Origin of the sequence: Leisingera sp. M658 (genome assembly GCF_025144145.1) — a bacterium.
In the GTDB taxonomy this organism is placed as follows: domain Bacteria; phylum Pseudomonadota; class Alphaproteobacteria; order Rhodobacterales; family Rhodobacteraceae; genus Leisingera.
In genome coordinates, this window is sequence record NZ_CP083546.1 from 2122561 (window position 1) to 2147593 (window position 25033).

The 25033-nt window shown below is 60.9% G+C and carries 30 protein-coding genes; 18 read left to right on the top strand and 12 right to left on the bottom strand.

Annotated elements, in window-relative coordinates:
- The 8 genes from K3724_RS10590 to K3724_RS10620 all read left to right on the top strand — a co-directional run bounded on the left by K3724_RS10590 (position 1) and on the right by K3724_RS10620 (position 4771).
- A complete protein-coding gene (locus K3724_RS10590; protein WP_259992485.1) occupies positions 1-333 on the top strand; it encodes a hypothetical protein in 333 nt (110 codons plus the stop codon).
- The gene (locus K3724_RS10595; protein ID WP_259992486.1) at positions 330-752 is read left to right on the top strand and encodes a DUF4376 domain-containing protein; all 423 of its coding nucleotides are present in this window, start codon (positions 330-332) and stop codon (positions 750-752) included. Before K3724_RS10590 ends, K3724_RS10595 begins: the two co-directional genes overlap by 4 nt.
- Positions 753-942: 190 nt before the next feature.
- Positions 943-1167, top strand: coding sequence for a hypothetical protein (locus K3724_RS23985; RefSeq protein ID WP_409201420.1), 225 nt, complete (start codon positions 943-945; stop codon positions 1165-1167).
- Complete coding sequence (locus tag K3724_RS10600; RefSeq protein ID WP_409201411.1) at positions 1073-1273, top strand: hypothetical protein; 201 nt, start codon at positions 1073-1075, stop codon at positions 1271-1273. Before K3724_RS23985 ends, K3724_RS10600 begins: the two co-directional genes overlap by 95 nt.
- Positions 1270-2349, top strand: a complete 1080-nt coding sequence (locus K3724_RS10605; protein ID WP_259992488.1) for an ABC transporter ATP-binding protein — start codon at positions 1270-1272, stop codon at positions 2347-2349. Before K3724_RS10600 ends, K3724_RS10605 begins: the two co-directional genes overlap by 4 nt.
- Positions 2336-2914, top strand: a complete 579-nt coding sequence (locus K3724_RS10610; RefSeq protein ID WP_259992489.1) for a formyltransferase family protein — start codon at positions 2336-2338, stop codon at positions 2912-2914. The genes K3724_RS10605 and K3724_RS10610 overlap by 14 nt, the downstream gene beginning before the upstream one ends.
- Positions 2915-3291: 377 nt before the next feature.
- Entirely contained in the window at positions 3292-4161 is an 870-nt protein-coding gene (gene ppk2 / locus K3724_RS10615; RefSeq protein WP_259992490.1) for a polyphosphate kinase 2, read from the top strand.
- Positions 4154-4771 carry a TetR/AcrR family transcriptional regulator gene (locus K3724_RS10620; protein ID WP_027258814.1) on the top strand — a complete coding sequence of 206 codons (618 nt, stop codon included), beginning with the start codon at positions 4154-4156 and terminating at the stop codon, positions 4769-4771. Before ppk2 ends, K3724_RS10620 begins: the two co-directional genes overlap by 8 nt.
- Here K3724_RS10620 and K3724_RS10625 read toward each other — a convergent pair.
- The 5 genes from K3724_RS10625 to K3724_RS10645 form a co-directional block, all read right to left on the bottom strand.
- The gene (locus K3724_RS10625) at positions 4768-5826 is read right to left on the bottom strand and encodes an adenylate/guanylate cyclase domain-containing protein (RefSeq protein WP_259992491.1); all 1059 of its coding nucleotides are present in this window, start codon (positions 5824-5826) and stop codon (positions 4768-4770) included. The two genes, K3724_RS10620 and K3724_RS10625, sit on opposite strands and share 4 nt — an antisense overlap.
- Positions 5823-6191: a group 1 truncated hemoglobin gene (locus tag K3724_RS10630; RefSeq protein ID WP_259992492.1), complete on the bottom strand. Its 369-nt coding sequence runs from the start codon at positions 6189-6191 to the stop codon at positions 5823-5825. Before K3724_RS10630 ends, K3724_RS10625 begins: the two co-directional genes overlap by 4 nt.
- A gap of 144 nt (positions 6192-6335) precedes the next feature.
- Complete coding sequence (gene rpsI, locus K3724_RS10635) at positions 6336-6821, bottom strand: 30S ribosomal protein S9 (protein WP_129370747.1); 486 nt, start codon at positions 6819-6821, stop codon at positions 6336-6338.
- 5 nt (positions 6822-6826) lie between these two features.
- Positions 6827-7285 carry a 50S ribosomal protein L13 gene (gene rplM, locus K3724_RS10640; protein ID WP_129370746.1) on the bottom strand — a complete coding sequence of 153 codons (459 nt, stop codon included), beginning with the start codon at positions 7283-7285 and terminating at the stop codon, positions 6827-6829.
- 166 nt (positions 7286-7451) lie between these two features.
- Entirely contained in the window at positions 7452-8855 is a 1404-nt protein-coding gene (locus tag K3724_RS10645; RefSeq protein ID WP_259992496.1) for a PLP-dependent aminotransferase family protein, read from the bottom strand.
- A gap of 94 nt (positions 8856-8949) precedes the next feature.
- Here K3724_RS10645 and K3724_RS10650 point away from each other — a divergent pair, with 94 nt between their 5' ends.
- The 4 genes from K3724_RS10650 (at position 8950) to asd (ending at position 11946) form a co-directional block, all read left to right on the top strand.
- Positions 8950-9183, top strand: a complete 234-nt coding sequence (locus tag K3724_RS10650; RefSeq protein ID WP_027258807.1) for a DUF1127 domain-containing protein — start codon at positions 8950-8952, stop codon at positions 9181-9183.
- Between the two features lie 246 nt (positions 9184-9429).
- Positions 9430-9936 carry an adenosylmethionine decarboxylase gene (gene speD, locus K3724_RS10655; RefSeq protein WP_129370740.1) on the top strand — a complete coding sequence of 169 codons (507 nt, stop codon included), beginning with the start codon at positions 9430-9432 and terminating at the stop codon, positions 9934-9936.
- A complete protein-coding gene (gene speE / locus K3724_RS10660) occupies positions 9933-10796 on the top strand; it encodes a polyamine aminopropyltransferase (protein ID WP_259992497.1) in 864 nt (287 codons plus the stop codon). Before speD ends, speE begins: the two co-directional genes overlap by 4 nt.
- A 253-nt stretch (positions 10797-11049) precedes the next feature.
- The gene (gene asd, locus K3724_RS10665; protein WP_259992498.1) at positions 11050-11946 is read left to right on the top strand and encodes an archaetidylserine decarboxylase; all 897 of its coding nucleotides are present in this window, start codon (positions 11050-11052) and stop codon (positions 11944-11946) included.
- Here the strand turns inward: asd and K3724_RS10670 are convergent.
- Positions 11936-12358: a PaaI family thioesterase gene (locus K3724_RS10670; protein ID WP_129370735.1), complete on the bottom strand. Its 423-nt coding sequence runs from the start codon at positions 12356-12358 to the stop codon at positions 11936-11938. The genes asd and K3724_RS10670 overlap by 11 nt on opposite strands.
- Before the next feature lie 58 nt (positions 12359-12416).
- On the opposite strand from K3724_RS10670, the gene K3724_RS10675 reads away from it, so the two are divergent.
- From K3724_RS10675 to gluQRS, 4 genes are all read left to right on the top strand, one after another.
- A complete protein-coding gene (locus K3724_RS10675; protein WP_259992499.1) occupies positions 12417-13205 on the top strand; it encodes an enoyl-CoA hydratase in 789 nt (262 codons plus the stop codon).
- 383 nt (positions 13206-13588) lie between these two features.
- The gene (gene trmFO, locus K3724_RS10680) at positions 13589-14944 is read left to right on the top strand and encodes a methylenetetrahydrofolate--tRNA-(uracil(54)-C(5))-methyltransferase (FADH(2)-oxidizing) TrmFO (RefSeq protein WP_259992500.1); all 1356 of its coding nucleotides are present in this window, start codon (positions 13589-13591) and stop codon (positions 14942-14944) included.
- 33 nt (positions 14945-14977) lie between these two features.
- Positions 14978-15592 (top strand): class I SAM-dependent methyltransferase, encoded by a 615-nt coding sequence (locus K3724_RS10685; RefSeq protein ID WP_259992502.1) that lies wholly within the window; start codon positions 14978-14980, stop codon positions 15590-15592.
- Positions 15589-16458, top strand: coding sequence for a tRNA glutamyl-Q(34) synthetase GluQRS (gluQRS, locus tag K3724_RS10690; protein ID WP_259992503.1), 870 nt, complete (start codon positions 15589-15591; stop codon positions 16456-16458). The genes K3724_RS10685 and gluQRS overlap by 4 nt, the downstream gene beginning before the upstream one ends.
- A 45-nt stretch (positions 16459-16503) precedes the next feature.
- On the opposite strand, the gene hisI is transcribed toward gluQRS, so the two are convergent.
- Positions 16504-16875, bottom strand: coding sequence for a phosphoribosyl-AMP cyclohydrolase (gene hisI / locus K3724_RS10695; protein ID WP_259992506.1), 372 nt, complete (start codon positions 16873-16875; stop codon positions 16504-16506).
- 77 nt (positions 16876-16952) lie between these two features.
- Here hisI and K3724_RS10700 point away from each other — a divergent pair, with 77 nt between their 5' ends.
- A complete protein-coding gene (locus K3724_RS10700; RefSeq protein WP_259992507.1) occupies positions 16953-17405 on the top strand; it encodes an iron-sulfur cluster assembly scaffold protein in 453 nt (150 codons plus the stop codon).
- A gap of 290 nt (positions 17406-17695) precedes the next feature.
- Here the strand turns inward: K3724_RS10700 and K3724_RS10705 are convergent, their stop codons facing one another.
- The 5 genes from K3724_RS10705 to K3724_RS10725 all read right to left on the bottom strand — a co-directional run bounded on the left by K3724_RS10705 (position 17696) and on the right by K3724_RS10725 (position 23600).
- The gene (locus K3724_RS10705) at positions 17696-17818 is read right to left on the bottom strand and encodes a hypothetical protein (protein ID WP_259992508.1); all 123 of its coding nucleotides are present in this window, start codon (positions 17816-17818) and stop codon (positions 17696-17698) included.
- 148 nt (positions 17819-17966) lie between these two features.
- Positions 17967-20057, bottom strand: coding sequence for an ATP-dependent DNA helicase RecG (recG, locus tag K3724_RS10710; RefSeq protein ID WP_259992509.1), 2091 nt, complete (start codon positions 20055-20057; stop codon positions 17967-17969).
- Entirely contained in the window at positions 20054-22306 is a 2253-nt protein-coding gene (gene ligA, locus K3724_RS10715) for an NAD-dependent DNA ligase LigA (protein WP_259992510.1), read from the bottom strand. Before ligA ends, recG begins: the two co-directional genes overlap by 4 nt.
- A gap of 169 nt (positions 22307-22475) precedes the next feature.
- Positions 22476-23195, bottom strand: a complete 720-nt coding sequence (gene ctrA / locus K3724_RS10720) for a response regulator transcription factor CtrA (RefSeq protein ID WP_259992512.1) — start codon at positions 23193-23195, stop codon at positions 22476-22478.
- A gap of 117 nt (positions 23196-23312) precedes the next feature.
- Positions 23313-23600, bottom strand: a complete 288-nt coding sequence (locus tag K3724_RS10725) for a DUF1153 domain-containing protein (RefSeq protein ID WP_259992513.1) — start codon at positions 23598-23600, stop codon at positions 23313-23315.
- Positions 23601-23747: 147 nt separating this feature from the next.
- On the opposite strand from K3724_RS10725, the gene mnmA reads away from it, so the two are divergent.
- Positions 23748-24893: a tRNA 2-thiouridine(34) synthase MnmA gene (gene mnmA / locus K3724_RS10730; protein ID WP_259992515.1), complete on the top strand. Its 1146-nt coding sequence runs from the start codon at positions 23748-23750 to the stop codon at positions 24891-24893.
- Positions 24894-25033: the final 140 nt, after the last annotated feature.

Here is a 25033-nt window from a genome sequence, read left to right on the forward strand (position 1 = left end):
ATGAAAGTAACCTGCATCTGTGTGGCCGGTCCTCCCGGCCAATCTGAAACCAGCGCCAGCGTGAGCGGCGATGTGATCACTGTGGACGGCGTGCCCTATGACCTTTCCGCCGTGCCTGACGGCGGCTTTGCCGAACCGGAAGGCGAAAACCATCCGTTCATAGGGCGCATCGAGCGGATCAATGGCGAGCTGCATGTTCAGCTGCGGTGGTTCTTTTTCGAGGCAACTGCAGAGCCGGACCAGCCTGTTGTCCCGCCGACGCTCACCGTCGCCAGCGGCCCGGTGCCTGACCCAATTGTTCGCAAACCCATGACCGGCGAGGCCAAAGCATGACGTTCTCCCTGAAAATCACCACGGCTGAGCAGGTCGCAGCAGTCGCCCGCGCGGCGCTCCTGTCCGATCTGGCCGGAACCCGGTGGCAAATCCAAAACGGCGGCATCACGCTGCCCAGCGGGTTCCACGCCCGCACCGACCGCACAACCCGCGAAGACCTCACTGAGGCGCTGTTTGCTCTGCAACTGGGCATCAAAAGCGAGCCGTTCTCCTGGAAGGCCCCAGATGGCTGGATCAAGCTGACACGTGCGGACCTGGAACAGATCACCGCTGCCGTCGCGGCCCATGTGCAGAGCTGCTTTGATGCGGAGGAAGCTGTGGAGACGCAGATCGCCGCACTCAGCGATGCAGATCTGGCCGGGTTTGCTGTGCGGGCTGCGTTTGATGCCGCCATGGCCGCCCCTGCGGCTGAAACCTGAAACAACCCGCCTCCCGGTAGCGGGAGGCCGGGGGGTGTACCATCACCCCCCAAACTCGGGGCCGAAGCTCTCACACCTTACCCCGCCGACCACACAACACTCTTGGCCGCTCCCTGTCCTCGAGGACCCGGCCTCTTTGGAGTGATTCCACTTGAAGCTGCAAGACCAGCGTTGCGGTGAATGCCGCAGATTGTTATTCAAAATTGAGCCTGGCGCCCTTAGCGGCACGCTCGCCATCAAGTGCCCAAGATGCAAGGCACATAATTCCCTGAGGCCGCAGAGCCCTTCACCAAAGCGCCCGGATCAATCCAATGAGCGCGATGGAAAGGAAGGGCAGAATGCCCACGTCATCCGAGATCAATCTACCCCCGCTGCCGCCCGGAACCCACGGGAAACCGAAAGGGAACCGCTATAAGCGCCAGTTCGGCGTTATTGTCCTGGTGCCGGACGAACCGGCCCAGAAAGCGCTTTTTGAGGAGCTGAAGGCCCAGGGGCGCAAATGCAAGGTGGTGAACACATGAGGCTCAGCATCCACCACAAATCCCCCATCCCAGAAACCTACCGCGCAGCCCGCGTGTCCAGCATGTTCAATGTGGAAGATGATGCAGACTTCCGCTTGGAACTGGACGCCGACCTGGGCGCCCGCCCCTGGCAGGTTGGCTTGATCATCGGGCCGTCCGGCTCCGGCAAGTCGTCCTTGGGCCGCAAGCTGTTCGGCCGGAACGCAGACGCCGCCCCTAAATGGCCCGGTAATGCGGCCGTCATTGATGCAATCTCCCCGGATAGCGAAATGGACCAGGTCACCGCCGCGCTCGCCGCTGTGGGCTTGGGCAGCGTGCCGAGCTGGCTGCGCCCATGGCGGCACCTTTCCAACGGGGAGCAGTTCCGTGCCAATCTGGCCCGCTTGCTGTGCGAGCGCCCCGCCCTGGCCGTCGTGGACGAGTTCACGTCGACCATCGACCGGCAGGTTGCCAGAATCGGGGCGGCTGCCTTCTCCAAAGCCTGGCGGCGGGGCGCCGGCCAATTCGTCGGCATTACCTGCCACGACGATGTGGCCAAGTGGCTGCAGCCGGATTGGGTGATTGATACCCGCAGTGCCGAGCTTAAATGGAGGCGTCTTCGACGGCCGCCAAGCATCGCAATGGACATTCACAAGACCGACGGTTCCTACTGGCCCCTGTTTGAGCCGCATCACTACTTGAAGATGCCCCGAATGGTCGCGGCGGACTATTACACCGGCTTTGTCGGCGGCGAACCCGTTGCGCATGTAGCTTTCAGCCCCCGGCCTGGTTTGGTCGAGGCCCGCGCCTGCCGCCTGGTCATTATGCCGGAATGGCAAGGCGCCGGGCTGGGGCTGCGGTTCCTGAATGAGGTCTGCGCCCTGTGGCGCCGAGGCGTGAACCGTTACGACCGCCCGATGCCCTCACTCTTTCACACGTCACACCCCGGGCTGGCCGCCGCTCTGCGCGCTCAGCCGCTTTGGGCACAGGTTTCCTCTGCCCTCGGCTGCGCCGCCTCAAAGAGCACCGGCAGTCTCAAAGGCCGCCTGGGCGGCCATTTCCGGGCAGTACAAGGATTTCGATATGTCGAAGAATGAACCGTTCCGCGTGGCCGTCATCGGATGTTCCTGGCTGGCGGCCGAGGTGCTGCGCCGTCTTGCAGGTGAAGGCTATGCGCTCGCATTGATTACCGAGCCGGAAGACACTCTGGCAAAGGCGGCGGCCGAGGACCTTGGCATCCCCTGCAAGGTAAAGGCCCGGCGCCTCCCTCTGCTGTCGGCCGACCTGCCCTGGCGGCCCGACTTGGTGGTGTCTGCGCATTCTTTCCGAATTGTACCTGCCTGGTTCATCGAATGGTCGCGGCTCGGCGCCATCGGCTACCACCCATCATTGCTGCCGGAGTACAAAGGGCGCCATGCGATCCGGGATAGCTTGGCCGATGGGCAACGCATAACCGGCGGGTCGGTCTACTGGCTCACACCTCAGACCGACAGCGGACCGGTAGTCACAGCGCATGGACAGCGGCTGCAGGAGGCCGTGCAGGTTCTTCCCGGTGAAACCGCTCTGCAGCTTTGGAAGCGGGCGCTGGCGCCTCTGGGGGCAAAATTGCTTCTGTCCGCTGTCGGGGCCGAATCCTTTGCAGGCCCTTTAACACCCCTTTAAACACCCCTTAAAACCCTCCGCCGCCCTGCGTTTTTTTACGTTTTGGGCGGCGGGTTGCCGGGTATTGCAACGGGAAGTGTCCCGTACTGCAACGGGAAGTGTCCCAAAATTCCGGCGTCAAATCGCGGAACAGGAGCAGAACCGGACTGGCTAAGCGCTGGTTTTGCGCCTAAAAATTAGGGAAATCGCAAAAATGAGTTGCTGCAACGGGAAGTGTCCCGCACTGCAACGCGAAGTGTCCCGCTACAAGCATGTGGCCACAGCAGAAGTGGCCGTAGCCGTGCGCCGGGCCGCCTCGCGCGCACAATTGCGTTAAAACGATTCACATTCCTTGCCTCTTGCCCATATAAAGGGTTGAGGACAGAAGGGTTTTTCACATGCCGCTGCCATTTGACGGGGCCATAAGCCACTATTACCAGACCGGCGCGCCGGAGGAGATCCGCAAGGCCATCAAAGGCGCGGATAAAGACGGGATCCTCAGCCCCAGCTACCCCTACCGGGAGCGGATGAAGCGCAAGGCCTACGAGGCGGAGCTGGAGGCGCTGCAGATCGAACTGGTCAAGCTGCAGTCCTGGGTCAAATCCAGCGGCGCCCGCATTGCCATTGTGTTCGAAGGCCGGGACGCGGCTGGCAAGGGCGGCACCATCAAGCGCTTTCGCGAGAACCTGAACCCGCGCGGTGCGCGGATCGTGGCGCTGTCCAAACCCTCCGAGGCCGAACAAAGCCAGTGGTATTTTCAGCGCTATGTCCAGCACCTGCCGTCGGGCGGCGAAATCGTGTTCTTTGACCGCAGCTGGTACAACCGCGGCGTAGTGGAAAAGGTGTTTGGTTTCTGCACGGACGCGCAGCGCGAGCGCTTCTTCCGCCAGGTTCCGGGGTTTGAACGCGCTCTGGCCGAGGATGGCGTGCATCTGTTCAAGTTCTGGCTGAACGTTGGCCGGGCAGAACAGCTGCGCCGGATTCTGTCGCGCGAGTCCGACCCGTTGAAACAGTGGAAACTCAGCCCGATTGACGTGAAGGGGCTGGAGAAATGGGACGGCTACAGCGCCGCCATTTCCGAAACCTTTGCACGCAGCCACAGTGCCGAGGCCCCCTGGACCATCATCCGATCAGATGACAAGCGGCGGGCGCGGCTGGCGGCGATGCGCAGCGTGCTGCACGCGCTTGACTATGACAGCAAGAACGCCGATGCGATTGGCGAATTGGACACTGGAATTTGCGGAGGCCCGGATATCTGGGATGCCTAAACGCGGTTATCATCATGGCAATCTGCGCCAGGCGCTGGTCGAAGCAGCCCTGCATCTGATTGAGGCCAAGGGCCCGACCGGGTTCACCCTGTCGGAGGCTGCCAAACAGGCCGGCGTGACCCCCGCCGCCGTCTACCGCCACTTCAAAGGGCGCGAGGATCTGATCGCCGAGGCCGGGCGGCAGGGCTATGCGATGTTTGCCGACCTGATGCAGCACGCCTATGACAAATACCAGCCCTCGGCGCTGGCGGCGTTTGAGGCCACGGGGCGCGCCTATCTTGCCTTTGCCCGCAAGCATCCGGGCCATTACATCGCCATGTTCGAAAGCGGCATTTCGGTGAACCGGACGCCGGAACTGGCTGATGCTGCTGCCCGGGCACGGGCGATCCTGGAACGCGCGGCGGCAGACCTCAGCCAGCATATCCCGGAAGACAAACGCCCGCCTGCTTCGATGTTCTCGGCCCATGTGCTGGCAATGAGCCACGGAGTGGTGGAGCTTTATGCACGGAACTCGCCCGGTGCCGCCTCGCCCTTCCCGCCCGAGGACCTGCTGGAAAGCGGTATCGGCATCTACTTGCGCGGACTGGGGCTGATTGCACCGGACGGTTAGAACCGGCTGCTGGGCTGCGGGGCGCGCAACTCGTCACCGACGTTGACAAGATGCACCTCACCGATGCCTTTGATATCTTCGGGGCCAATGTCGGTGACGCGGAACTCCTCGGACAGGGCTTCCTTCATCTCTTCCGGTGCGACGATTTTCATCGGGTTGGCAAAGACTTGCAGGCGCGAGGCCAGGTTCACCGCCGGGCCGAAGACGTCATAGACATATTTCTGAATGCCGACCACCGAACCGACGGCCGAGCCGGTGCCCAGCCCGATCCGCGCCTGCCATTTATGCTGATGGCTTTGGTTGCGCCGGTCCAGATAGCGCAGGAACCGGGTAGCGCAATGGGCCACGGCGGTGGCGTGATCCGGGGTAGGATCCGGCATCCCGGCAACCGCCAGATAAGCATCGCCAATGGTCTTGATCCGCTCGCAGCCGTATTGTTCGACGATGCGGTCAAAGGCGGTAAAGATATCGTTCAGCTCTCCCAAGGTCACCGTCGGATCGGTGCGGGAGGCGAAGTCCGTAAAGTTGACAAAATCCAGCATCACCACCGACACCTTAGGGTAAAGCTGAGGGGTCACCACGCCGAAGGTCTTGAACTCCTCATAGACCGAGCGCGGCATCAGGTTCAGCAGCAACCGCTCCACCCGCTCCTTCTCGCGCTCCAGCTCGCGGGTGTTGCGCTCCACCATGGCGGAATAGCTGTCGATCATGCTTTCCAGCTCGCGGATGCGGGTGATGTTCTGGCATTCCACTACCAACAGCGCCTCGTCCAGATGGTTGGCCTGGGAGATGTTGATGGCAAAGACCAGCGTCCGCCGCTTGCGTTTGATTTTCAGCTCCGCAGAATAGCGCAGCCCCTCATCGCACAGCGGGCCAAGATCCTGTGGCTGCAACCCTTCGATGGCATCCGTAAGGGCCGCATCCGGGCCGGGTGTGCCAAACCACTCGGCAAAGGGTTGATTGTGAAAGACAAACCCCAGATCGGAAGCGCGGACAACCGCGACACCGACGCCAACGGCGCGCAGCAGCTGCTCGTTGATGGCAGCAATGCTCATGCGGCGTCCCGTTGGACGATGACGTTGCGCTTGCTTTCAATTGCGGCAAGAGTGGCCCGCACGTCCGGTTCGGACAGCCCGTGCTGCTCCAGCGCGTCTTTCAGCAGCGCGCCCATTTCATCAAAATCATCATGGGTTATGGCCAGGGCCCGGTGCACCGCCTCCAGCCGCTCATCGCTGAAGGAAGCAGGCCCGCCCAGCAGCGAGGAAATGAACTTGGTCTGATGGTCGATCAGCCGCGCCATATCGACATCGGCGAAGTAGTCGCCGATCTGATCGGACTCAAGCGCCAACTCATAAAAGGTCATCACGACCCGGCTGATGGCGCTGAATCCGCCGTATTTCTCATAGATGGTTTGCGCCATGGCAGCGTTCCCCCAACAGGAAGCGGTCCGCCCATGTTACGGCATTTTTTGAAAAAAGTTAACGGTGCAGGAAATTTGCGCATTCCAAACACAAAAAGGGCCGCTCCAAGAACGGCCCTTTTGCAGTTCTGTTTCTGTGCAAGCTTAACGCTTGGAGAACTGGAAGCTCTTACGGGCTTTGGCCTTACCGTATTTCTTCCGTTCCACAACACGGCTGTCGCGGGTCAGGAAGCCAGCCGCTTTCAGCGCGCCGCGCAGAGCGGGATTATACAGCTGCAGCGCTTTGGAGACGCCGTGCTTGACCGCACCGGCCTGACCGGACAGGCCGCCGCCTTTAACGGTGGCGTAGACGTCGAATTCGCCTTCAACACCGGCAACCTGGAACGGCTGGCGCAGGATCATCTGCAGCACCGGACGGGCGAAGTATTTGTTGATTTCCAAACCGTTCACTTCGACCTTGCCGGAGCCCGGCTTGATCCAGACACGGGCAACAGCGTCTTTACGCTTGCCGGTGGCATAGGCGCGGCCCAGTTCATCGCGAACCGGCTCACGTGTGATGGTTTCTTCGGCCACTGCTTCCACACCGGTTGCAGCTGCGAGCTCTTCAAGAGTGTTGATCTGATCAGACATCTACATTAGCTCCGGGTGTTTTTCTTGTTCATGGATGCAACATCCAGAACTTCGGGGGCCTGTGCTTCATGCGGGTGCTCGGCACCGGCATAGACACGCAGATTGGTCATGATCTGACGGCTCAGACGGTTGCCCGGCAGCATGCGCTTGACCGCTTGGGTCACAACGCGCTCGGGGTGCTTGCCTTCCAGGATTTCCTGTTTGGTGCGCGATTTGATGCCGCCCGGGTGGCCAGTGTGCCAGTAGAAGTGCTCTTCGCGCTTCTTGCCGGTCATCTGCACCTTTTCGGCGTTGATGATGATCACGTTGTCGCCCATATCCATATGCGGAGTGAAGGACGCTTTGTGCTTACCACGCAGGCGCATGGCGACGATGGAAGCAAGACGGCCCAGAACAACGCCCTCGGCGTCGATCAGGATCCACTTCTTCTCGATGTCTGCCGGAGTAGCAGAGAAGGTTTTCATGGCAGGTCAATCCTGTTTGTCGTGACGGCAGATTCCCCGAAAGGAAACGCCTGAATGCGATGGAGGGGGTTTACGGCGATCACAAAGCAACGTCAACAGCGGCAATCAACAATAAACATAGCAAATTCAACATCTTACAAATTAGGTATGATAATACCCCAAAAAATCAAACGCTGATCTGCTCGGGCGGGTTGTCCAGCAGGGCGCGCAGGCGCAGCATCGCCTCCTCGAACCGCTTCAGCGGCACATGCGCGTTGATGGCGATGCGCACCGCATGCGGCGCGCGGCCGTCGCGCAAGGCAAATTCATCTGCCGAGCGGATCTGAACCCCGTTTGATTCTGCGGCGCGGGTGAAAGCGGCAGCGCGCCAGCCCGAGGGCAGCCGCAGCCAGACAAAGGGCACATCCGGATTCCAGGTCAGATCAAACCCGCCAAGCGCATTGACCGCGACCCGGACATAGCGGGCCATTTCCCCGCGCACCGCCGCCACCAGATCAGGCAGCCGCGGATCGCTGAGCAGGATCCGCACCAGGTCTGCCAGCGGCTGCGCCAGGCCGAAATACCCGTGTTCCGCCACCCGCCGCAGGTCCGTGGACCGGCCCTCGGGCGCCAGCGCAAAGCCAACGCGCAGGGCTGGTGTCAGGATCTTGGAGATCGAGGACACATGCCAGGCAAGCTCCGGCGCCAGCGACCGGTAGCTGGGTGCGCGCGACTCGCCCAGCCGGTAGCAGTCATCCTCGACGATCTGCACCCCATGGCGGCGGGCAATGCGGACAATCTCCTTGCGGCGCTCTAGCGGCGTGTGCAGCCCGGTCGGATTATGCACCTCTGGGCTGGTGCACAGCACCGTGGCGCCGGTCTTGCGGACCGCCAGTTCCATTGAATCCGGCCGGATGCCGTGTTCATCCATGGCAACCTCGACCACCTGCGCCCGCAGCAGTTCCGCGGCACGGCGGAACCCGGCGTAGGTCAGATCCTCAACCATGATCACCGGCTGCGGCCCTTCCAGGATCGCTTGCAGAACCACCATCAGCCCGTTCTGGCTGCCATGTGTCAGGACAATATCGTTTTCTGTGACCATGCCGACCGGCGACTGCCCCACCCAGGCCGCCGCCGCCTGGCGCACCGGCAGATAGGCGTCGCGGGTCGGATAATTCAGGAAATTGCGCGCCTCGCCTTCCGCCACCTTGTGCAGCGCCTCGCGCACCGCGGCCACCTGCCCCATATCGGCAATCCGCGGGCTGAACAGGCTGACATGGCCGGGATCGCGCGCTTCCAGCAAATGCAGCTCCCGCGACCATACGTCATCGGGCACCGGCTTTTTCTTTTCGGCTACAAAGGTGCCGCGCCCAACCTCGGCCTCCAGCACGCCTTCATCGGTCAGAATGCTGTAAGCGCGGGCTACGGTGCCGGGTGTAATGCTCAATTGATACGCAAGATCGCGCACTGGCGGCAGCTTTGTACCAATTTTCAAACTGCCCAATTCGACAGCAGACCGGATTGTATCTGCCACCTTTTTATACTTGGGACCTTTTGTCTCACTCAGGCTTTGCGGCCAAATTGTACCCATTACAATCCATCCTTGGACAACACTCTTACCCCTTTGTATCAAAACATCACGACAAATCAACAGGATTGTATCAACACAATACAGGAAGCCTCCCATGGTACAGCACACGCAAATGGCACACTCGAACATGTCCTATCTGATCAGCCGCCCGGGCCTGCCGGTGCTGGCGCAATGGGCCGTCCTCTTTGCTGTTCTGGTGACCAAGTGGAGCCTGCGCCGCCGCACAAGGACCCATCTGAAACACCTGAGCGCAGCACAGCTTAAGGACATCGGGCTGAGCCGCCAGGACGCCCATTATGAAGCCACTCTTCCGTTCTGGCGCCCATGATCCCCTGGGCAATAGAACAACCTGACGGCCGGGGTTCGCCCCGGCCCTTTTTTTTGCCCGTCCTCATGATCCGCAGGATGCAGGTCCTTGCGCGTTACCGGCTATGCAAAAATTAAAGGTTGATCGAATCTCCCCCCCGGCCTAAATGCCCCTCACTTTCGGTACCGATCCCAACCCCGGACCCTTATTCGGGGGGGCGCTAAGGAACCGGCTGGATTGCAATCTACTGGAACGAAGGGGAGTGTCATGAAAGACGCCAACCTCTTCCAACTGGGGATCGGTCTGGAGACAGGCGCCCATGAGGAAGATACCGCCCGCGGTGTAACAGCCGCGAATATCGACTCCGTTGTGGACTCGGACCGCGAAGACCATTTCATCCGCAAGGATGGCAAGGTGTTTGCTGGGACCCATCTGATCATCGAAGTAATGAAAGGCACCGGCCTGGACTGCGAAGCCCGCATCCAGAAAGCGTTTCGCGACTGCGTTGACGTTTGCGGCGCCACCCTGCTGCACATCCACACCCACAAGTTTTCGCCCCAGGGCGTCTCCGGCGTGGCCGTGCTGGCGGAAAGCCATATCTCGGTGCACACATGGCCTGAAATCGGCTATGGCGCCTTTGACGTCTTCATGTGCGGCGATGCCGAGCCGTGGAAAGCCGTCGACGTGCTGAAAGAGGCCTTCAACACTGACATGGTGGAAGTGCGCGAACTGCTGCGCGGAGAGGAACTGATCGCCAAAGAGGTTGCGGCATGAACAGTGCCAGCAAACCGGAGTGGGTGACGGAAAGCCTGCACGCACATTACGCCCAGGCCCTGCGCGTGGACGAAATGCTGTATGACAGCAACACCGAGCATCAGCGCCTGAAAGTGTTCCAGAACGGCCAATTCGGCCGCATCCTGACGCTTGACGACGTGGTGCAGACCACCGAAGGCGACAACTTCATCTACCACGAGATGCTGACCCATGTGCCGATCCTGGCGCATGGTGCCGCAAAACGCGTGCTGATCATCGGCGGCGGCGACGGCGGCATGGCCCGCGAGGCGCTGCGCCACACGTCGGTCGAACATGTCACCATGGTGGAGATCGACGGCGGCGTGGTGGATTTCTCGAAAGAATACCTGCCGATGCTGAGCGACGGCGCGTTTGATGATCCGCGCCTCAATCTGGTGATCAACGACGGTGCGCTCTTTATGAAAGAGAATACCGGAAAGTTCGATGTGATCATCGTCGATTCGACCGACCCGATCGGCCCCGGCGAAGTGCTGTTCACCGACACCTTCTATGGCCACGCGGCCCGTTCGCTGACCGAAGACGGCATCATCGTAACGCAAAACGGCGTGCCGTTCATGCAGGGTGACGAGCTGACCGGCACCCTGCGCGCCTTCCAGGCGCTGTTCGCCGATGCGTCCTGTTATCTGGCGTCAGTGCCGACCTATGCCGGCGGGCCGATGGCGTTCGGCTGGGGCAGCCACTCGGACAGGGCCCGCAACGTGAGCCTTGCGGATCTAGAGGCACGCTTTGCCGCCGCCGGGATCGAGACCGGATATTACAATCCGGAGATCCACAAGGCCGCCTTTGCCTTGCCGAACTACGTGAAGAAGCTGTTCCCCTAAAGAACATCCGGGACAGGGGGCTGCGGCCCCCTTGTTCTTTTCTGGAAAAGCAATTCCGCCCGCAGAGCGGGCATGCGTCGCGCATCCGGTGCTATGGCACTTTTCGGCCGCAAAAGCACCACTGGAGCATTTGCAAGACGGCCCCCGGCCCCTGAACGGTCCCTGCCCCAGCGTTGCGACCCAATTCCGGCCTTGGCCCCGCCGCCGCTTCTTGCTAGGCGCGGCGGAGCAGAAACCAGACGTGGCAGGCCCTATGAAGCGCGATCCCATTCTTGTTGTTGACCGCGACACCGGCGAGACCTTTGAAGAGGCCGTGCTCGGCGAGAAATGGATTCGCTGGGCCTATCAGAACGCCAGTGCCCGGCCCATCGAGAAACTGCTGTTTCGATCGCCCCTTATCAGCCGCCTGATGGGCATCTGGTTCAACTCGCGGTTCTCCAAGAGCAAGATCAAGGCGGTGATAGAAGACCTGTCGATCGACATGACCGAAGCTTCTGCCGACACTGAGAGTTTCTCCTGTTTCAATGAATTCTTTGTCCGCCATCTGAAACCCGAAGTGCGCCCCTTCAGCACCGCCACCAAGGACGTTGTCTCCCCTGCCGATGGCCGGGTGCTGGTGTTCCCGGAATTGGCCGGGGACATATTTGTGCCCGTCAAAGGCCACCCGATGTCCGTCCGCACCATGCTGCCGGGCATCGCCGATCGCTTCATCGGCGGCGCCCTGGCCATCGTGCGGCTGTGCCCGGCGGACTATCACAGATACCACTTTCCTGCCGCTGGCCGGATCAATGGCGCCCAGGACATTGCCGGCGCGCTGCATTCGGTGAACCCGATTGCGCTGGGGGCCGGGCCGGATGTGTTCGGCGAGAACAAACGCAGCTGGACCCTGATCGAGACCGAAACGCTGGGCACCTATTGTTTTGTCGAGGTCGGCGCCTTTGGTGTCGGCAGCATCGTCAACACCCGTACCGCTGGCGACGTGCAGAAGATGGACGAGAAGGGTTATTTCAAATTCGGCGGCTCCACCGTGGTGGTGGTGTTTGAGCCCGGCAAGGTCCGTTTCTCCGACGATCTGGTGGCAAACAGCGCCAAAGGCCGGGAGACGCTGGTGAAAGTCGGTCAGCCCTTTGCCACTGCGGTTAACGCTTAGGCGGGATCGAATATGTCATGCTGGCGCGCGCCACCGGCTCTGCCAGCCCCTCGGAATACATCAGCACATCGGCAACCGCCAAAACCCGGCCCAGCTTCAACAGCCGCGCCTCGGCGATAATATCCGCGCCGGCCACGGGTTTGCGCATGAAATCCAGCGAACAATTGGTGGTGACGGCCAGCGCCTCGCGCCCCAATCGCGACAGGAGCAGCGCATAGATCGCGCAATCGGCCAGCGCAAACATCGACGGGCCCGATACCGTGCCGCCGGGCCGCAAATGCCGCTCGGCTGTCAAAAGCCGCATCCGCAGGCCCTGCTCATCCATAGCGTCGATGGCGAAATCGTCTTTTACCTGCGGAAAAATCTCGTGCAGGTAATCCGTCAGACCTGCGACATCAAATGCCAGCGTCATGCTTTCCCTTTCCCCTATCCCTGCATAGAGTTGCCCCGAGAATTGCGAGGAGGGCAAGATGACAATTCTGGAACGTCACGACACGGGCGGCATTGCCCGGCTGAAGATGAACACGCCGGAAAAACTGAACGCCCTGTCGGACGAGATGCTGGCGGCCCTGCAGGCGCAGATCGACGCCCTGCGCGAAGACAGCAGTATCAAGGTGGTGATCCTGTCCGGCACCGGCAAAGGGTTCTGTGCGGGCCATGACATCAAACAGATGACCGCAGGCCGCGCCGCGGCGGACGGCGGCAAGGCTTACTTTCAAGACCTGTTTGCCCGCTGCACCAGCGTGATGACAGGGCTGCAGTCGCTGCCCCAGGTGGTGATTGCCCAGGTCCATGGTATCGCCACGGCAGCAGGCTGCCAGCTGGTTGCCTCTTGCGATCTGGCGGTGGCGGCAGAGGACACCAAATTCGGCGTCAATGGGGTGAACATCGGGTTGTTCTGCTCCACACCGATGGTGGCCCTGTCCCGCAATATCCCGCGCAAGCAGGCGTTTGAGCTGCTGACCACCGGCGAATTCATCAATGCCGCCCGCGCGGTGGACCTGGGTCTGGCCAACCGCGCCGTACCGCTGGAGGAGCTGGAGGACGAAACCGCCCGGCTGGCGGAAACCATCGCCGCGAAACTCGGCTCTGCTGTGAAAATCGGCAAACAGGCATTTTATGAGCAGCTGCAAATGCCGCTGGATCAGGCCTATGCCTATACCAGCGGAGTGATTGTCGAAAATCTGATGTACCGCGACACCATCGAAGGCATGGCCGCCTTTATCGAAAAACGCGCCCCCGACTGGCAGGAAAGCTGATGCGTCGGGAGGATTTTTCGGGAATTCCGGCCTGACCTCCGGAATTCTCCGAAAATTTTAGGCTTTGTTTACCAATCCGCACATATTGTTTCCTTAAGACGCCAGCCAAACGCCTTTCAATTCGGGCGGAAAGATGGCAAAGATTGGGCACGGTCGCTGATTAGTCACTGACCGGCACAATTTGGGCTGCTGCTGCGGAAGGGTCCCTCCAACCGGTTCTCTCTCACCGGTGACCATTCCCGCAGCGGCGGCCCCAAATTTCCCTCCCTCCCGGTCAGGTCACAATCAGCCAACAAATTCTGTGCGATTTGCGGCGGCTCTGCGGCGCGGGTTCGACCGCCAAGCCTGTTGCGCAACCCCTTCCCCTGCCCTATGTGGCGGGCATGACAGATCATTCGGCACAGACATTGCATATCGTGGGCGGCGGCATGGCCGGGTCCGAGGCTGCCTGGCAGGCGGCGAACATGGGCGTATCCGTGGTGATCCACGAAATGCGCCCCAAGGTTGAGACCTTTGCCCATCAGACCGGCAACCTGGGCGAGATGGTCTGTTCCAACTCCTTCCGCTCGGATGATGACGAACAGAACGCTGTAGGCCTGCTGCATTGGGAAATGCGCGCAGCAGGCGGGTTGATCATGGCCACAGCGGACAAACACCGTCTGCCCGCCGGCGGTGCGCTGGCGGTGGACCGCGATCCCTTTGCCGAAACTGTGACGGCTAAGCTGAAGGCGCATCCGAATGTGTCGGTCTCTTACGAAGAGATCACTGAACTGCCTGTGGACGGCCACTGGATCTTTGCCACCGGCCCGCTGACATCACCGGAACTGGGGCAGGCAATCCAGGCGGAAACCGGCGCCGAGGCACTGGCGTTTTTCGATGCCATCGCGCCGATTGTCTATGCGGAAAGCATCGACATGTCCCAGGCCTGGATGCAGTCGCGCTATGACAAGGGCGAGACCGAGGAAGAACGCACCGCCTACCTCAACTGCCCGATGGACAAGGACCAGTACGAAGCCTTTATCGACGCATTATTGTCAGCTGACAAAACTGAGTTTCACGAGGGCGAGACCGCCGGGTACTTCGACGGCTGCCTGCCGATTGAAGTGATGGCAGATCGCGGCCGCGAGACGCTGCGCTTTGGCCCCATGAAGCCGGTGGGTCTGACCAATCCGCATCAGCCTGACGTCAAGGCCCATGCGGTGGTGCAACTGCGCCGCGACAACGCGCTGGGGACGCTGTTCAACATCGTCGGTTTCCAGACCAAGATGAAATATGGTGCCCAGACAGACGTGTTCAAGATGATCCCCGGGCTGGAGAACGCCAGCTTTGCCCGCCTCGGCGGCATCCACCGCAACACGTTTTTGAACTCACCCACTCTGCTGGATGCGCAGATGCGGCTGAAATCCAAGCCCAACATCCGCTTTGCCGGCCAGATCACCGGCGTCGAGGGCTACGTGGAAAGTGCAGCAATGGGCCTGCTGGCAGGCCGGCTGGCTGCTGCGGAAATCCTTGGTCAGGACCTGCCAGAAGTTCCGCAGGACAGTGCCATGGGCGCGCTGATCCATCACATCACCGGCGGCGCCGAGGCCAAGACGTTTCAGCCGATGAACGTGAACTTCGGCCTGTTCCGTCCGGTTGATGGTCTGAAGGGCGGCCGCCGCGGCCGCAAGGACCGCTACAAGGCCTATACCGACCGCGCCAAGGATGTCTGGCAACAGTGGCTCAGCAACTTTTCCTAGACGGATTGCGGCTGCCGGGCCTAAACTTGCAGCATGAGCGAAAAGTTTCTGGACAAGGCCTACGACCTTGAAACACCGGAAGCGACCCTGGAGCACTACAACCAATGGGCCGCTTCCTACGACGCCGAGATCGCCGAGAACGGTTACGCCACACCGGGCCGTATCGCCGAAGCCTTGGCAAAGTTCCGGCCGGACATGAGTGTGCCTGTTCTCGATTTCGGCTGTGGCACCGGCCTGTCAGGCCTGGCCCTGCGGTTGCAAGGGTTTGACACCGTGGATGGTATGGAACCGTCTGACGAAATGCTCACCCAGGCCCGCAGCAAGGGCGTCTACCGCACATTGACACAGATTGATGTCATGGACAGCAAGCCGATCCCGCAAGGCGCCTACCGCCAGATCACCGGCTGCGGCGTTCTGGGCACTGGCGCAGCCCCGCCAGCGGTATTCGACATGATCCTGCATGCCTTGCCGCGCGGCGGGCTGTTTGCCTTTTCCTACAATGATCACGCGCTGGAAGACCGGGCCTATACCGGCAAACTCAATGAATGGCTGGACTGTTCGGCCGCCCGGCTGTTATTCCGGGAGCACGGCGACCACCTCCCTGGAATCAACTTGAAGTCCACCGTATATGTAATTGAAAAAGCGTGACATTCACCACCCGTTTTGCGCCATCTCCAACCGGACCGCTGCATCTGGGCCACGCCTATTCCGCCATCCTGGCGCATGATATGGCGATAGCGGAAGGCGGCAGCTTTCTGCTGCGTATCGAAGATATCGACCAATCCCGCGCGCGCCCCGAATGGGAGGCGCAGATCTATGAAGACCTCAGCTGGCTAGGACTGTCTTGGCAAGTCCCCGCTATACGTCAATCAGATCGCACCGAACTCTACAAAGGAGCCCTGTCGGCTTTAGCAGAAATGGATGTCCTGTTCCCTTGCTGGTGCAAACGCGCTGACATCGAAACGGCGGCCTCAGCCCCGCAAGAAGGCGTGCCACGCTTCGGCGCTGACGGGCTGGTCTACCCCGGCACATGCCGCTGGCGGAAAACCGCACATGCTGTTTCCAATGACGTTCTTCGCCTGAATATCGAAAAGGCGATGGAGTGCCCTCAGGTTCCGGAACAGCTTAGCTGGCATGAGACAGGCCAAGGGAGAAACGAAATTCGAACCTATCAGACCGCTTGCTTGCCGCAGGATGCAGGCGACGTCATTCTACGCAGGAAAGGGATGGACGCCTCCTATCACCTATCAGTGGTTTTGGACGACACCGATCAAAACGTCACGCACGTCGTGCGCGGCGCTGACTTAGAAGAGGCAACGCCGATCCACGCCTTACTGCAACGCCTGCTGGGCCTTCCCACGCCCATCTACCACCACCATCATCTGATCCGCGACGACCAGGGCAAACGCCTCGCCAAACGCGACGATGCCCGCGCCATCGCCAAATACCGCGCCGAAGGCGCCACCCCGCAGGACATCCGCGAGATGGTGGGCCTGCCGCTTCTTTCTGGCTGAAAATTCTCCCGCCGGAGGCACGGCCCGCCAGGGCCGTAGCCTCGTTCAGCCCATCGGCTTCATCAGCTCAATCTCTTCGCCACCGCGCACCGCAGTGTAAAAACAGGTCCGCCGGTTGGTATGGCAGGCCGCCCCGGTCTGACGCACCAGCGCCAGCAGGCAATCCCGGTCGCAATCCACCCGCAGGTCTATCAGTTCCTGCACGTGGCCCGAGGTTTCCCCCTTCACCCAAAATGCCTGGCGCGACCGCGACCAATAGGTCACGTTCCTGGTCTCCAGCGTGCGGACCACCGCATCGGCATTCATCCAGGCCATCATCAGAACTTCGCCCGAAGCCTCATCCTGCGCAATGCAAGGGATCAGCCCGGCATCATTGTACACCAGGCTGGCGGGATCAAAGGACGCGGCAATAGTCATGGATAAAAACCTTTTGCATCTGCTGTTCGGCTCCCTATGTATGGGGAAGAACCAAGCAGGGAAAGCCCGGGAAAGACATGGCTGGCGAAAGTGATCTGATCAAACTGTACTCCACCCGCATTCTGGCGCTGGCCGCGGATATCCCGCATCTCGACAGGCTTGAATCTCCCAGCGCCACAGTCAAGAAACGCTCGCCGCTTTGCGGTTCTGCCGTGACCGTCGATGTTTCTGTGGAAGACGGGAGAATCGCGGATTTCGGCCAGGACGTAAAGGCTTGCGCGCTGGGACAGGCCTCGGCGGCAGTGGTGGGTGCCCATGTCATCGGCCGCTCGCTGGAAGAGATTGAGACCGCCCGCGACCAGCTGAAGGCGATGCTGACCCAGAACGGCCCGGTGCCGGACGCGCCGTTTGACGGATTGGAAGTTCTGCAGCCTGCGCGCGAGTTTAAGAACCGCCACGCCTCGATCATGCTGGCGCTGGAGGCAACGCTGGAAGCCATGCAGACCGCCGCCAAGGAGCGCTGTGCCTGATGCGGCCTTTTGCGGCCCTGCAAAGGCAGCCCAAATAATCGCAACGCGACCTGCACCTGTGCAAATCATTTCGCTGTGTGATCACTCTCCCCTCAAATAAAAAGACCGCCGCGCATCCGGGCAGGATGGCGGCGGCAGTCATGCTCTGCTGTGCGGGACCCGGGTCGGCCAGGCTGGATATTGAGGCAATCCAAGTGGGGATCGGGACAGGCGGTTGATCCCTCGGGCAGTCCGGGACAGGAAAGGGCCGGCCCGGCACAGCAGATGCAATCAGGAATGGGAAAAGCGGATCAGAACAGCCCTGGAAGATGCAACGCCGCCACCAGCATCACCATCAGCGAGGCCGCGCCGATGGCGTCCTCCAGCAGGGTCGAATGGGCGTTCTGCATGGTGGTTTTGATCTGTGTAATCATGGCTCGGGCCTCCTCCGGTCAGTCTCTTCGCTCTCTGGCAAGTTTGTTGCCCCTTTGTTCTCATTTTCAAGAACGCCTGTAAAGAACTTTTTGAGAACATTTGCGAACGGACTGGAACACTGCCAGAGAACACGCCTTAAAATGCGGGCTAACCCACTGTAATCAAACGGATTGCCTGATCCTGCTTCATCAGCCACAGTAGAACACGCGCAGCCTTGCCGCGGGGGCTGTCCAGTTTGGGATCGGCGGCCAGCAGCGCCCGCGCGTCGCTTTGCGCCACCGCCATCAGCCCGGCCTGGCGTTCCAAATCGGCAATACGGAACCGCGGCAGGCCGGATTGCGCGGTGCCGATCATGTCGCCCGCGCCGCGCATCTGCAGATCGGTTTCCGAAATCCGAAAGCCGTCTTCGGTTTCGCGTAAGACTTCCAGCCGTTTGCGCCCGCCCTCGGTCAGCGGAGGCTGGTACATCAACAGGCAGGTTGACTGTGCACTGCCCCGTCCCACCCGGCCGCGCAGCTGGTGCAGCTGCGCAAGGCCGAAAATCTCGGCCCGCTCAATCACCATGATCGAAGCATTCGGCACGTTCACCCCCACCTCAATCACCGTGGTGGCCACCAGAACCTTGGTTCTGCCCTCCTGAAAGGCAGCCATGGCCGCATCTTTGTCCGCAGGCGGCATCTGGCCATGCACCAGCCCCACAGTGCCCTCACCCAGAATGGCCCGCAGATGCTTGAACCGTTCCTCCGCCGCTGTCAGGTCGCTCAGCTCAGACTCATCGACCAGCGGGCAAACCCAGTAGCACTGGCGTCCCTCACTGATTGCTTTGCGCAGATGATCAACCACTTCCTGCATCCGCTCGGTGCTGATCACGGCGGTCTTGACTGGCTTGCGCCCCGGCGGTTTCTCATCCAGTACCGAAACATCCATGTCGCCATACTGTGCCAGTGCCAATGAACGCGGGATCGGCGTGGCGGTCATCACCAGCACATCCGCGCCCTTGCCTTTTTCCGCAAGCTCCATCCGCTGGCGCACGCCAAAGCGGTGCTGTTCATCGACAATGGCCAGCCGCAAATCCCCGAATTCAACATCTTGCTGGAACACCGCATGGGTACCGACCAGAATGTGAATGTCACCGCGTTTCAGCGCCGCCAGTTTGGCCTTACGATCCGCCCCTTTGTCGCGCCCGGTAAGGATCTCAATCACCACACCTGCGTCCTCGGCCAGCGGTGCAAGCCCTTCCATATGCTGCTGCGCCAGAATACCCGTGGGGGCCATCATCACACCCTGCCCGCCTGCTTCAACAGCGACCAGCAAAGCCATGAAAGCAACCAAGGTTTTGCCGGAACCCACATCGCCCTGCAAAAGCCGGTTCATCCGTTTGTCCGTCGCCATATCCGCCGAAATTTCCGCGATTGCACGAGCCTGCGCATTTGTCGGCCGGTACGGCAATGCCTTCAACACCCGGGATTGCAGCCGCCCGGTGGCCTGGCTTTCAATGCCGCGAATTTTACGTTCGGTCTGGCGGGCCAGCGCCAGGGTCAGCTGATGGGCAAACAACTCGTCATACGCCAGCCGCGCCCGCGCCGGTGCCTGCGGGCCAAGGTCATCGGGGCCCTGCGGGGCATGCGCTGCATACAGCGCATCATGCCAAGCGGGCCAGTTTTCCCGAAGCATCTGCGCCGGGTCGATCCATTCTGCCAGCTCCGGCATCCGCGACAGCGCGCTTTGCGCCGCCTTATACATGGTCTTCTGGGTGACGCCGTGGGTCAGGCTGTAGACCGGTTCATACTCCGGGATCTCATGCGCTTCCTCAACCGGCAGCATGTGGTCCGGGTGCACCATCTGGGCCAGCCCGTCAAACAGCTCCAACTTGCCCGAGACCACCCGGCGCGCGCCCTCCGGCAGCTGAGCCTCCAGATAGCGGCTGCGGCCATGGAAGAACACAAGTTGGAATTCGGTTTCCGCATCCTCCACATGGATCCGGTAGGCACCGCCCCGGTTACGGGCCGGGCGGTGGCTGCCGATGGTCACCTCGACCGTCAGTGTTGCGGGCAGTTCCACCCCGCGGATGGTATCGCGCCGCCGCCGGTCCACCACCGAATAGGGTAGCGAAAACAACAGGTCACGCGGTGTCTCGACCTCTACCTGAGTAAGGGATTGCGCCGTTTTCGGGCCAACCCCTTGCAAGGTTTCGGCTCCGGCAAACAGCGGAAACAGGATTTCGGGACGTCCGCTCATGCCTCTGCAATCAGCTCCAGCCAGCTATCTTCGTCCATTATCCGGATGCCCAGATCAGCCGCCTTCTTGGCCTTGGACCCCGCGCCCGGTCCGGCCACCAGTATGTCGGTCTTTTTGGACACCGAGCCGGACACTTTGGCACCCAAAGCTTCGGCCCGCGCCTTGGCTTCGGCGCGGGTCATCTTTTCCAGCGTGCCGGTGAAGACCACGGTCTTGCCCGCCACCGGGCTGTCTGCTGCCGGTGCATCCGGCGGCACAATGGTCAGCTTGGCCACTAGCCGGTCAAAGGCCGCGCGTTCTTCGGGGTTGGCAAAGGCGTCTGACAGGGACAGGCCCAGCACTGCACCAATCCCATCCACACCGATAAGGTCCGCCCAAGCAGAGGCGGCTTCGGCTGGAACACCGCAAGCGATAATCGCCGCGTCGCGGGCGTCCTTGATGCGGGCACGGCGGCCTTCCTGCGAGGCTGCCAGGCGTTCGGCCTCCTCAGCCTCATCCGCTGCCCGGTGCGCCAGCGCGGCGGGTCGCGCGGCATCAACCGCCTCCGCCATCGCGTGCCAATCCCGGTAATGCAACGCCAGATCGCGGCCGGCAACTTCGCCCGCGTGGCGGATGCCCAGGGCAAAGATCAGTTTGGCCATCGGTATGGTGCGTTTTTCAGAAATCGCAGCAAACAGGTTATCCGCAGATTTTTCGCCCCACCCTTCGCGGTTCTTCAACTGCTGGAGCCCGGATCCATAATTTTCTTGCAAATCAAAGATATCAGCGGGTTCCTTCACCCACCCATCTGCATGAAACTGCTCCACCTGCTTGGCGCCCAGACCCTCAATGTCAAAGGCCGCGCGGGACACAAAATGCTTCAGCTTTTCCACTGCCTGCGCCGGGCAGATTAGGCCGCCGGAACAGCGTCGCACGGCGTCGCCTTCCTCGCGCACAGCCGGGCTGGCGCATTCCGGGCAAGTCTGCGGGAACTGATAGGGTGCGGCATCCGCAGGCCGCTTGGCCAGATCCACATCGGCCACTTTCGGAATCACATCGCCGGCCCGGTAAATTTGCACCCAATCACCGATGCGGATGTCTTTGCCCGCCCGGATCTCCGCGCCCTTAGAGTCGCGGCCCAGGATGTAGTCCTCGTTGTGCAGCGTCGCATTCGACACCACCACGCCGCCAACGGTCACAGGGGTTAGACGGGCAACCGGACTCAGCGCGCCGGTACGGCCGACTTGAATGTCGATGGCCTCCAGCCGGGTCCAAGCGAGTTCTGCCGGAAACTTGTGCGCGATCGCCCAGCGGGGCGTGGTCGAGCGGAAGCCCAGCCGCCCCTGCAGCGCCAGATCATTGACCTTATACACAACGCCATCAATGTCATAGCCAAGCGTTGCGCGCTGTTCTTCGATGCTGCGGTAGTGGCTGATCATCTCTTCAAGAGTTACGCACAACCGGGTCAGCGGGTTTGTTTGAAACCCCAGGGAGTGCAGCCGCGCAATTGCCTCCATCTGCGTTTCTGCCAGGGGTTCACTCAGCTCACCCCAGCTGTAGGCAAAGAACCGCAAAGGCCTGGCCCGGGTGATTTCCGCATCCAGCTGCCGCAGCGACCCTGCGGCGGCGTTGCGCGGATTGGCAAAAATCTTGCCGCCGCGTTCTTCGTGCCGGGCATTCAGCGCCTCGAAATCCGCGTGACTCATGTAGACTTCGCCGCGCACTTCCAGCACCTCCGGCGCGCCGTCCAGCTGCTGGGGAATGTCGGCAATGGTTCCGGCGTTGGCGGTCACATTTTCACCAATGCTGCCATCGCCGCGCGTTGCCGCCTGGATCAGAACGCCCTGTTCATAGCGCAATGACAGCGATAGCCCGTCGATCTTGGGTTCGGCGGTAAAAGACAATCCATCAAAAGGCGTGAGGCCCAGGTATTTGCGGATGCTGCGGTCGAAATCGGCAACGTCCTCATCCTCAAACGCGTTGCCCAGCGACAGCATCCGCACCGAATGGGTGATCTTGCCAAAGCCAGATGCCGCGGGCGCGCCAACAGCATCCAGCTGGGCCGCTGTTTCAGCCAGTTCAGGAAAGGCCTCTGCCAAGGTCCGGTAACGACGTTTCAGCGAATCATACTCGGCATCGCTGATCTCAGGCGCGTCGGCCTGATGATAGGCCAGATCCGCCGCCCGAAGGTTTTCTTCCAGTGCCAGAAATTCAGCCTGCGCGTCTTCAGCCGTCAGGTTTGCCACGTCTTTTTCTGTTTTCTCTGCCACGCGCGGTCCCTCTTCGTTCTTCCCTTTCGTGATAAGGTGCGGCGCCAGCCGCGTCCAGCGCATCCATCAGACCGTCAGCAACAAGCTGCAAAAAGCAAAAAGACCCGCCAACCGGCAGGTCCTTGCAACCGGCGGCACATGGTCATGTGCCGACCGGGTGATCATCCTTTCAGGCGCCGACAGCCAGCCGCTGGCCGCCTGACAGGTGGTCTTCCTGCGGATCACGCAGCACATAACCGCGGCCCCAGACAGTTTCGATGTAATTCTCGCCGCCTGTTGCATTGCTAAGCTTCTTACGCAACTTGCAGATGAAAACATCAATGATCTTCAGTTCCGGCTCATCCATGCCGCCATAAAGATGGTTCAGGAACATCTCCTTGGTCAACGTGGTGCCCTTGCGCAGCGACAGAAGCTCCAGCATCTGGTATTCCTTGCCGGTCAGATGCACCGCCTTGCCATCGGTCTCAACCGTTTTGGCATCCAGGTTGACCGCAATCTTGCCGGTCTTGATAATGGATTGCGAATGCCCCTTGGAACGGCGGATGATCGCATGGATCCGCGCCACCAGTTCCTCACGATGGAAAGGTTTGGTCAGATAGTCATCCGCGCCAAAGCCGAAGCCCTTGATCTTATTGTCGGTATCATCGGCACCGGACAGTATCAGAATCGGCGTTTCGATACGGGACATGCGCAGCTGGCGCAGGACCTCGTGGCCGTTCATATCGGGCAGCCCCAGATCCAGCAGGATCAGGTCGTAGTCGTAAAGTTTAGCCAGATCGATCCCTTCTTCCCCCAAATCCGTCGAGTAGACGTTCAGGTTGGCATGGGTCAGCATCAGTTCGATGCTTTTGGCCGTGGTCGGATCATCCTCAACCAGCAGAATGCGCATATTATTTTCTCCGCCTGTACACTGTTTCCCTCAGGTCGCGTTAACCTTGGTGGAAAAAAGTTAATGCCTCGTTACCATGATGGTTAATTTACAAATGCAACTCAAGGGCGGGCCTGTTTATTTTGCGTCAGAGCTGCGGAATTTCTTGAGACGCGTGGTTTTCAGGGCCTCTTCGCCATGGTCTGCAACCGCTGCAACCCAGCTTCGGAACTCTTCCTCGCTCAGCCCGTAACGTTGCATGGCCTCCTTCTGAGGCAGCAGCCCGTACAGAACACCGCGCACCACCGCAGCCTTGCGCGAGGCAACCCAGCGCCTGGTGGTTGTCGGCGGCAGATCCGCCCGGGTCATGATAGTGCCATCCGGCAGGGTGACGGCGCGCGGCCCGTCAACTTTCTTCAAAAACATCTTTCTTCCCTCGAAGATCTTTTTCGTTGAGGTCTGGCACAAGAATTTCCGATCAGGCTTAACGGCACGTGAACCACGGCCCTTGAGAGTCTGTAGGATTTTCCTATATTCTGCGGCGCCTGCCCCCTTGCCTTCAGGAGCTGCCCCATGGCGCTGGACCACGACTCAAACCTAAACTCGCTCGGCTTTGCCAAACCGCCCTCGGAAACCCGAGTGGTGGTGGCCATGTCAGGCGGCGTCGACAGCTCTGTTGTCGCTGCATACTTGGCCGATCAGGGCTATGACGTGGTCGGCGTGACGCTGCAGCTTTATGACCACGGCGCGGCGCTGGCCAAAAAAGGCGCCTGCTGTGCGGGCATCGATATCCACGACGCGCGGCGCGTGGCCGAGGAGCGCGGCTTCCCGCATTACGTCCTGGATTATGAGAACATTTTTAAGGATGCGGTGATTGACGAGTTCGCAGACAGCTATCTGGCCGGTGCAACCCCGGTACCTTGCATCCGCTGCAACGAGCGGGTGAAGTTCAAGGACCTGCTGGAAACCGCCAAGGATCTGGAGGCCGACTGCATGGCCACCGGCCATTACATCCAGCGTATGATGGGGGCAAACGGGGCAGAGCTGCACAGCGCCGAGGATGCAAACCGCGACCAGAGCTACTTCCTGTTCTCAACGACGCCGGAACAGCTGGATTACCTGCGCTTTCCGCTGGGCCATCTGCCCTCCAAGGACGCAACGCGCAAGATGGCGGCGCAGTACGGCCTGGCGGTAGCGGACAAGCCGGACAGTCAGGACATCTGTTTTGTGCCGGACGGAAACTATGCCGGGGTGATCGAAAAACTGCGCCCCGGTGCTGCGGAGCCGGGCGACATCGTTCATTCCGACGGCCGGGTGCTGGGCCGCCACGACGGGGTGCTGCATTACACCATCGGCCAGCGCCGCGGCCTGGGCATCGGCGGCCTCAGCGAACCGCTGTATGTGGTGAGGCTTGATGTGGACAAGAAACAGGTAGTTGTCGGCGCCAAGGAGCTGCTGGCCACCCGCACCATCCCGGTGCGCGAAATCAACTGGCTGGGCGACACGGCGTTCACCTCGCAGGATGAATGGCATGTGAAGGTCAGAGTCCGCTCCACCCGCCCCCCGCGCGAGGCGATCATCCGTCCTCTGAGCGAAACAACCGCCGAGGTCGAGCTGCTGACCCCGGAGGAAGGCGTCTCTCCCGGCCAGGCCTGCGTGTTCTACGCCAGCGAAGGCTCCCGCATCTTTGGCGGCGGCTGGATCTGGCGCGGCTACTGAGGCGCGCCATTGGGCGGTTGCGCCAGGTCAGGGAAACGCAGGTTTCCAGATCAAAATTGAGTCAACGCTAAGGGCGCATTTGCGCCCGAGCGGTTCCCGGCAAAACTAAATCCGCCGAGTCATCTTGCCAATCCGCACAT

What these genes read in the sequence shown, in the direction of transcription:
- rpsI (WP_129370747.1), bottom strand. Translation starts at nt 6,821, where the DNA reads ATGTCTGATCAGATCAACACTCTTGAAGAGCTCGCAGCTGCAACCGGT.
- K3724_RS10590 (WP_259992485.1), top strand. Translation starts at nt 1, where the DNA reads ATGAAAGTAACCTGCATCTGTGTGGCCGGTCCTCCCGGCCAATCTGAA.
- K3724_RS10675 (WP_259992499.1), top strand. Translation starts at nt 12,417, where the DNA reads ATGACAATTCTGGAACGTCACGACACGGGCGGCATTGCCCGGCTGAAG.
- K3724_RS10595 (WP_259992486.1), top strand. Translation starts at nt 330, where the DNA reads ATGACGTTCTCCCTGAAAATCACCACGGCTGAGCAGGTCGCAGCAGTC.
- K3724_RS10685 (WP_259992502.1), top strand. Translation starts at nt 14,978, where the DNA reads ATGAGCGAAAAGTTTCTGGACAAGGCCTACGACCTTGAAACACCGGAA.
- K3724_RS10600 (WP_409201411.1), top strand. Translation starts at nt 1,073, where the DNA reads ATGGAAAGGAAGGGCAGAATGCCCACGTCATCCGAGATCAATCTACCC.
- asd (WP_259992498.1), top strand. Translation starts at nt 11,050, where the DNA reads ATGAAGCGCGATCCCATTCTTGTTGTTGACCGCGACACCGGCGAGACC.
- speD (WP_129370740.1), top strand. Translation starts at nt 9,430, where the DNA reads ATGAAAGACGCCAACCTCTTCCAACTGGGGATCGGTCTGGAGACAGGC.
- recG (WP_259992509.1), bottom strand. Translation starts at nt 20,057, where the DNA reads ATGAGCGGACGTCCCGAAATCCTGTTTCCGCTGTTTGCCGGAGCCGAA.
- K3724_RS10650 (WP_027258807.1), top strand. Translation starts at nt 8,950, where the DNA reads ATGGTACAGCACACGCAAATGGCACACTCGAACATGTCCTATCTGATC.
- K3724_RS10700 (WP_259992507.1), top strand. Translation starts at nt 16,953, where the DNA reads ATGGCTGGCGAAAGTGATCTGATCAAACTGTACTCCACCCGCATTCTG.
- K3724_RS10705 (WP_259992508.1), bottom strand. Translation starts at nt 17,818, where the DNA reads ATGATTACACAGATCAAAACCACCATGCAGAACGCCCATTCGACCCTG.
- speE (WP_259992497.1), top strand. Translation starts at nt 9,933, where the DNA reads ATGAACAGTGCCAGCAAACCGGAGTGGGTGACGGAAAGCCTGCACGCA.
- mnmA (WP_259992515.1), top strand. Translation starts at nt 23,748, where the DNA reads ATGGCGCTGGACCACGACTCAAACCTAAACTCGCTCGGCTTTGCCAAA.
- K3724_RS10645 (WP_259992496.1), bottom strand. Translation starts at nt 8,855, where the DNA reads ATGGGTACAATTTGGCCGCAAAGCCTGAGTGAGACAAAAGGTCCCAAG.
- trmFO (WP_259992500.1), top strand. Translation starts at nt 13,589, where the DNA reads ATGACAGATCATTCGGCACAGACATTGCATATCGTGGGCGGCGGCATG.
- rplM (WP_129370746.1), bottom strand. Translation starts at nt 7,285, where the DNA reads ATGAAAACCTTCTCTGCTACTCCGGCAGACATCGAGAAGAAGTGGATC.
- K3724_RS10625 (WP_259992491.1), bottom strand. Translation starts at nt 5,826, where the DNA reads ATGAGCATTGCTGCCATCAACGAGCAGCTGCTGCGCGCCGTTGGCGTC.
- K3724_RS10620 (WP_027258814.1), top strand. Translation starts at nt 4,154, where the DNA reads ATGCCTAAACGCGGTTATCATCATGGCAATCTGCGCCAGGCGCTGGTC.
- hisI (WP_259992506.1), bottom strand. Translation starts at nt 16,875, where the DNA reads ATGACTATTGCCGCGTCCTTTGATCCCGCCAGCCTGGTGTACAATGAT.
- K3724_RS10670 (WP_129370735.1), bottom strand. Translation starts at nt 12,358, where the DNA reads ATGACGCTGGCATTTGATGTCGCAGGTCTGACGGATTACCTGCACGAG.
- K3724_RS10725 (WP_259992513.1), bottom strand. Translation starts at nt 23,600, where the DNA reads ATGTTTTTGAAGAAAGTTGACGGGCCGCGCGCCGTCACCCTGCCGGAT.
- K3724_RS10610 (WP_259992489.1), top strand. Translation starts at nt 2,336, where the DNA reads ATGTCGAAGAATGAACCGTTCCGCGTGGCCGTCATCGGATGTTCCTGG.
- K3724_RS10605 (WP_259992488.1), top strand. Translation starts at nt 1,270, where the DNA reads ATGAGGCTCAGCATCCACCACAAATCCCCCATCCCAGAAACCTACCGC.
- K3724_RS10630 (WP_259992492.1), bottom strand. Translation starts at nt 6,191, where the DNA reads ATGGCGCAAACCATCTATGAGAAATACGGCGGATTCAGCGCCATCAGC.
- ctrA (WP_259992512.1), bottom strand. Translation starts at nt 23,195, where the DNA reads ATGCGCATTCTGCTGGTTGAGGATGATCCGACCACGGCCAAAAGCATC.
- ppk2 (WP_259992490.1), top strand. Translation starts at nt 3,292, where the DNA reads ATGCCGCTGCCATTTGACGGGGCCATAAGCCACTATTACCAGACCGGC.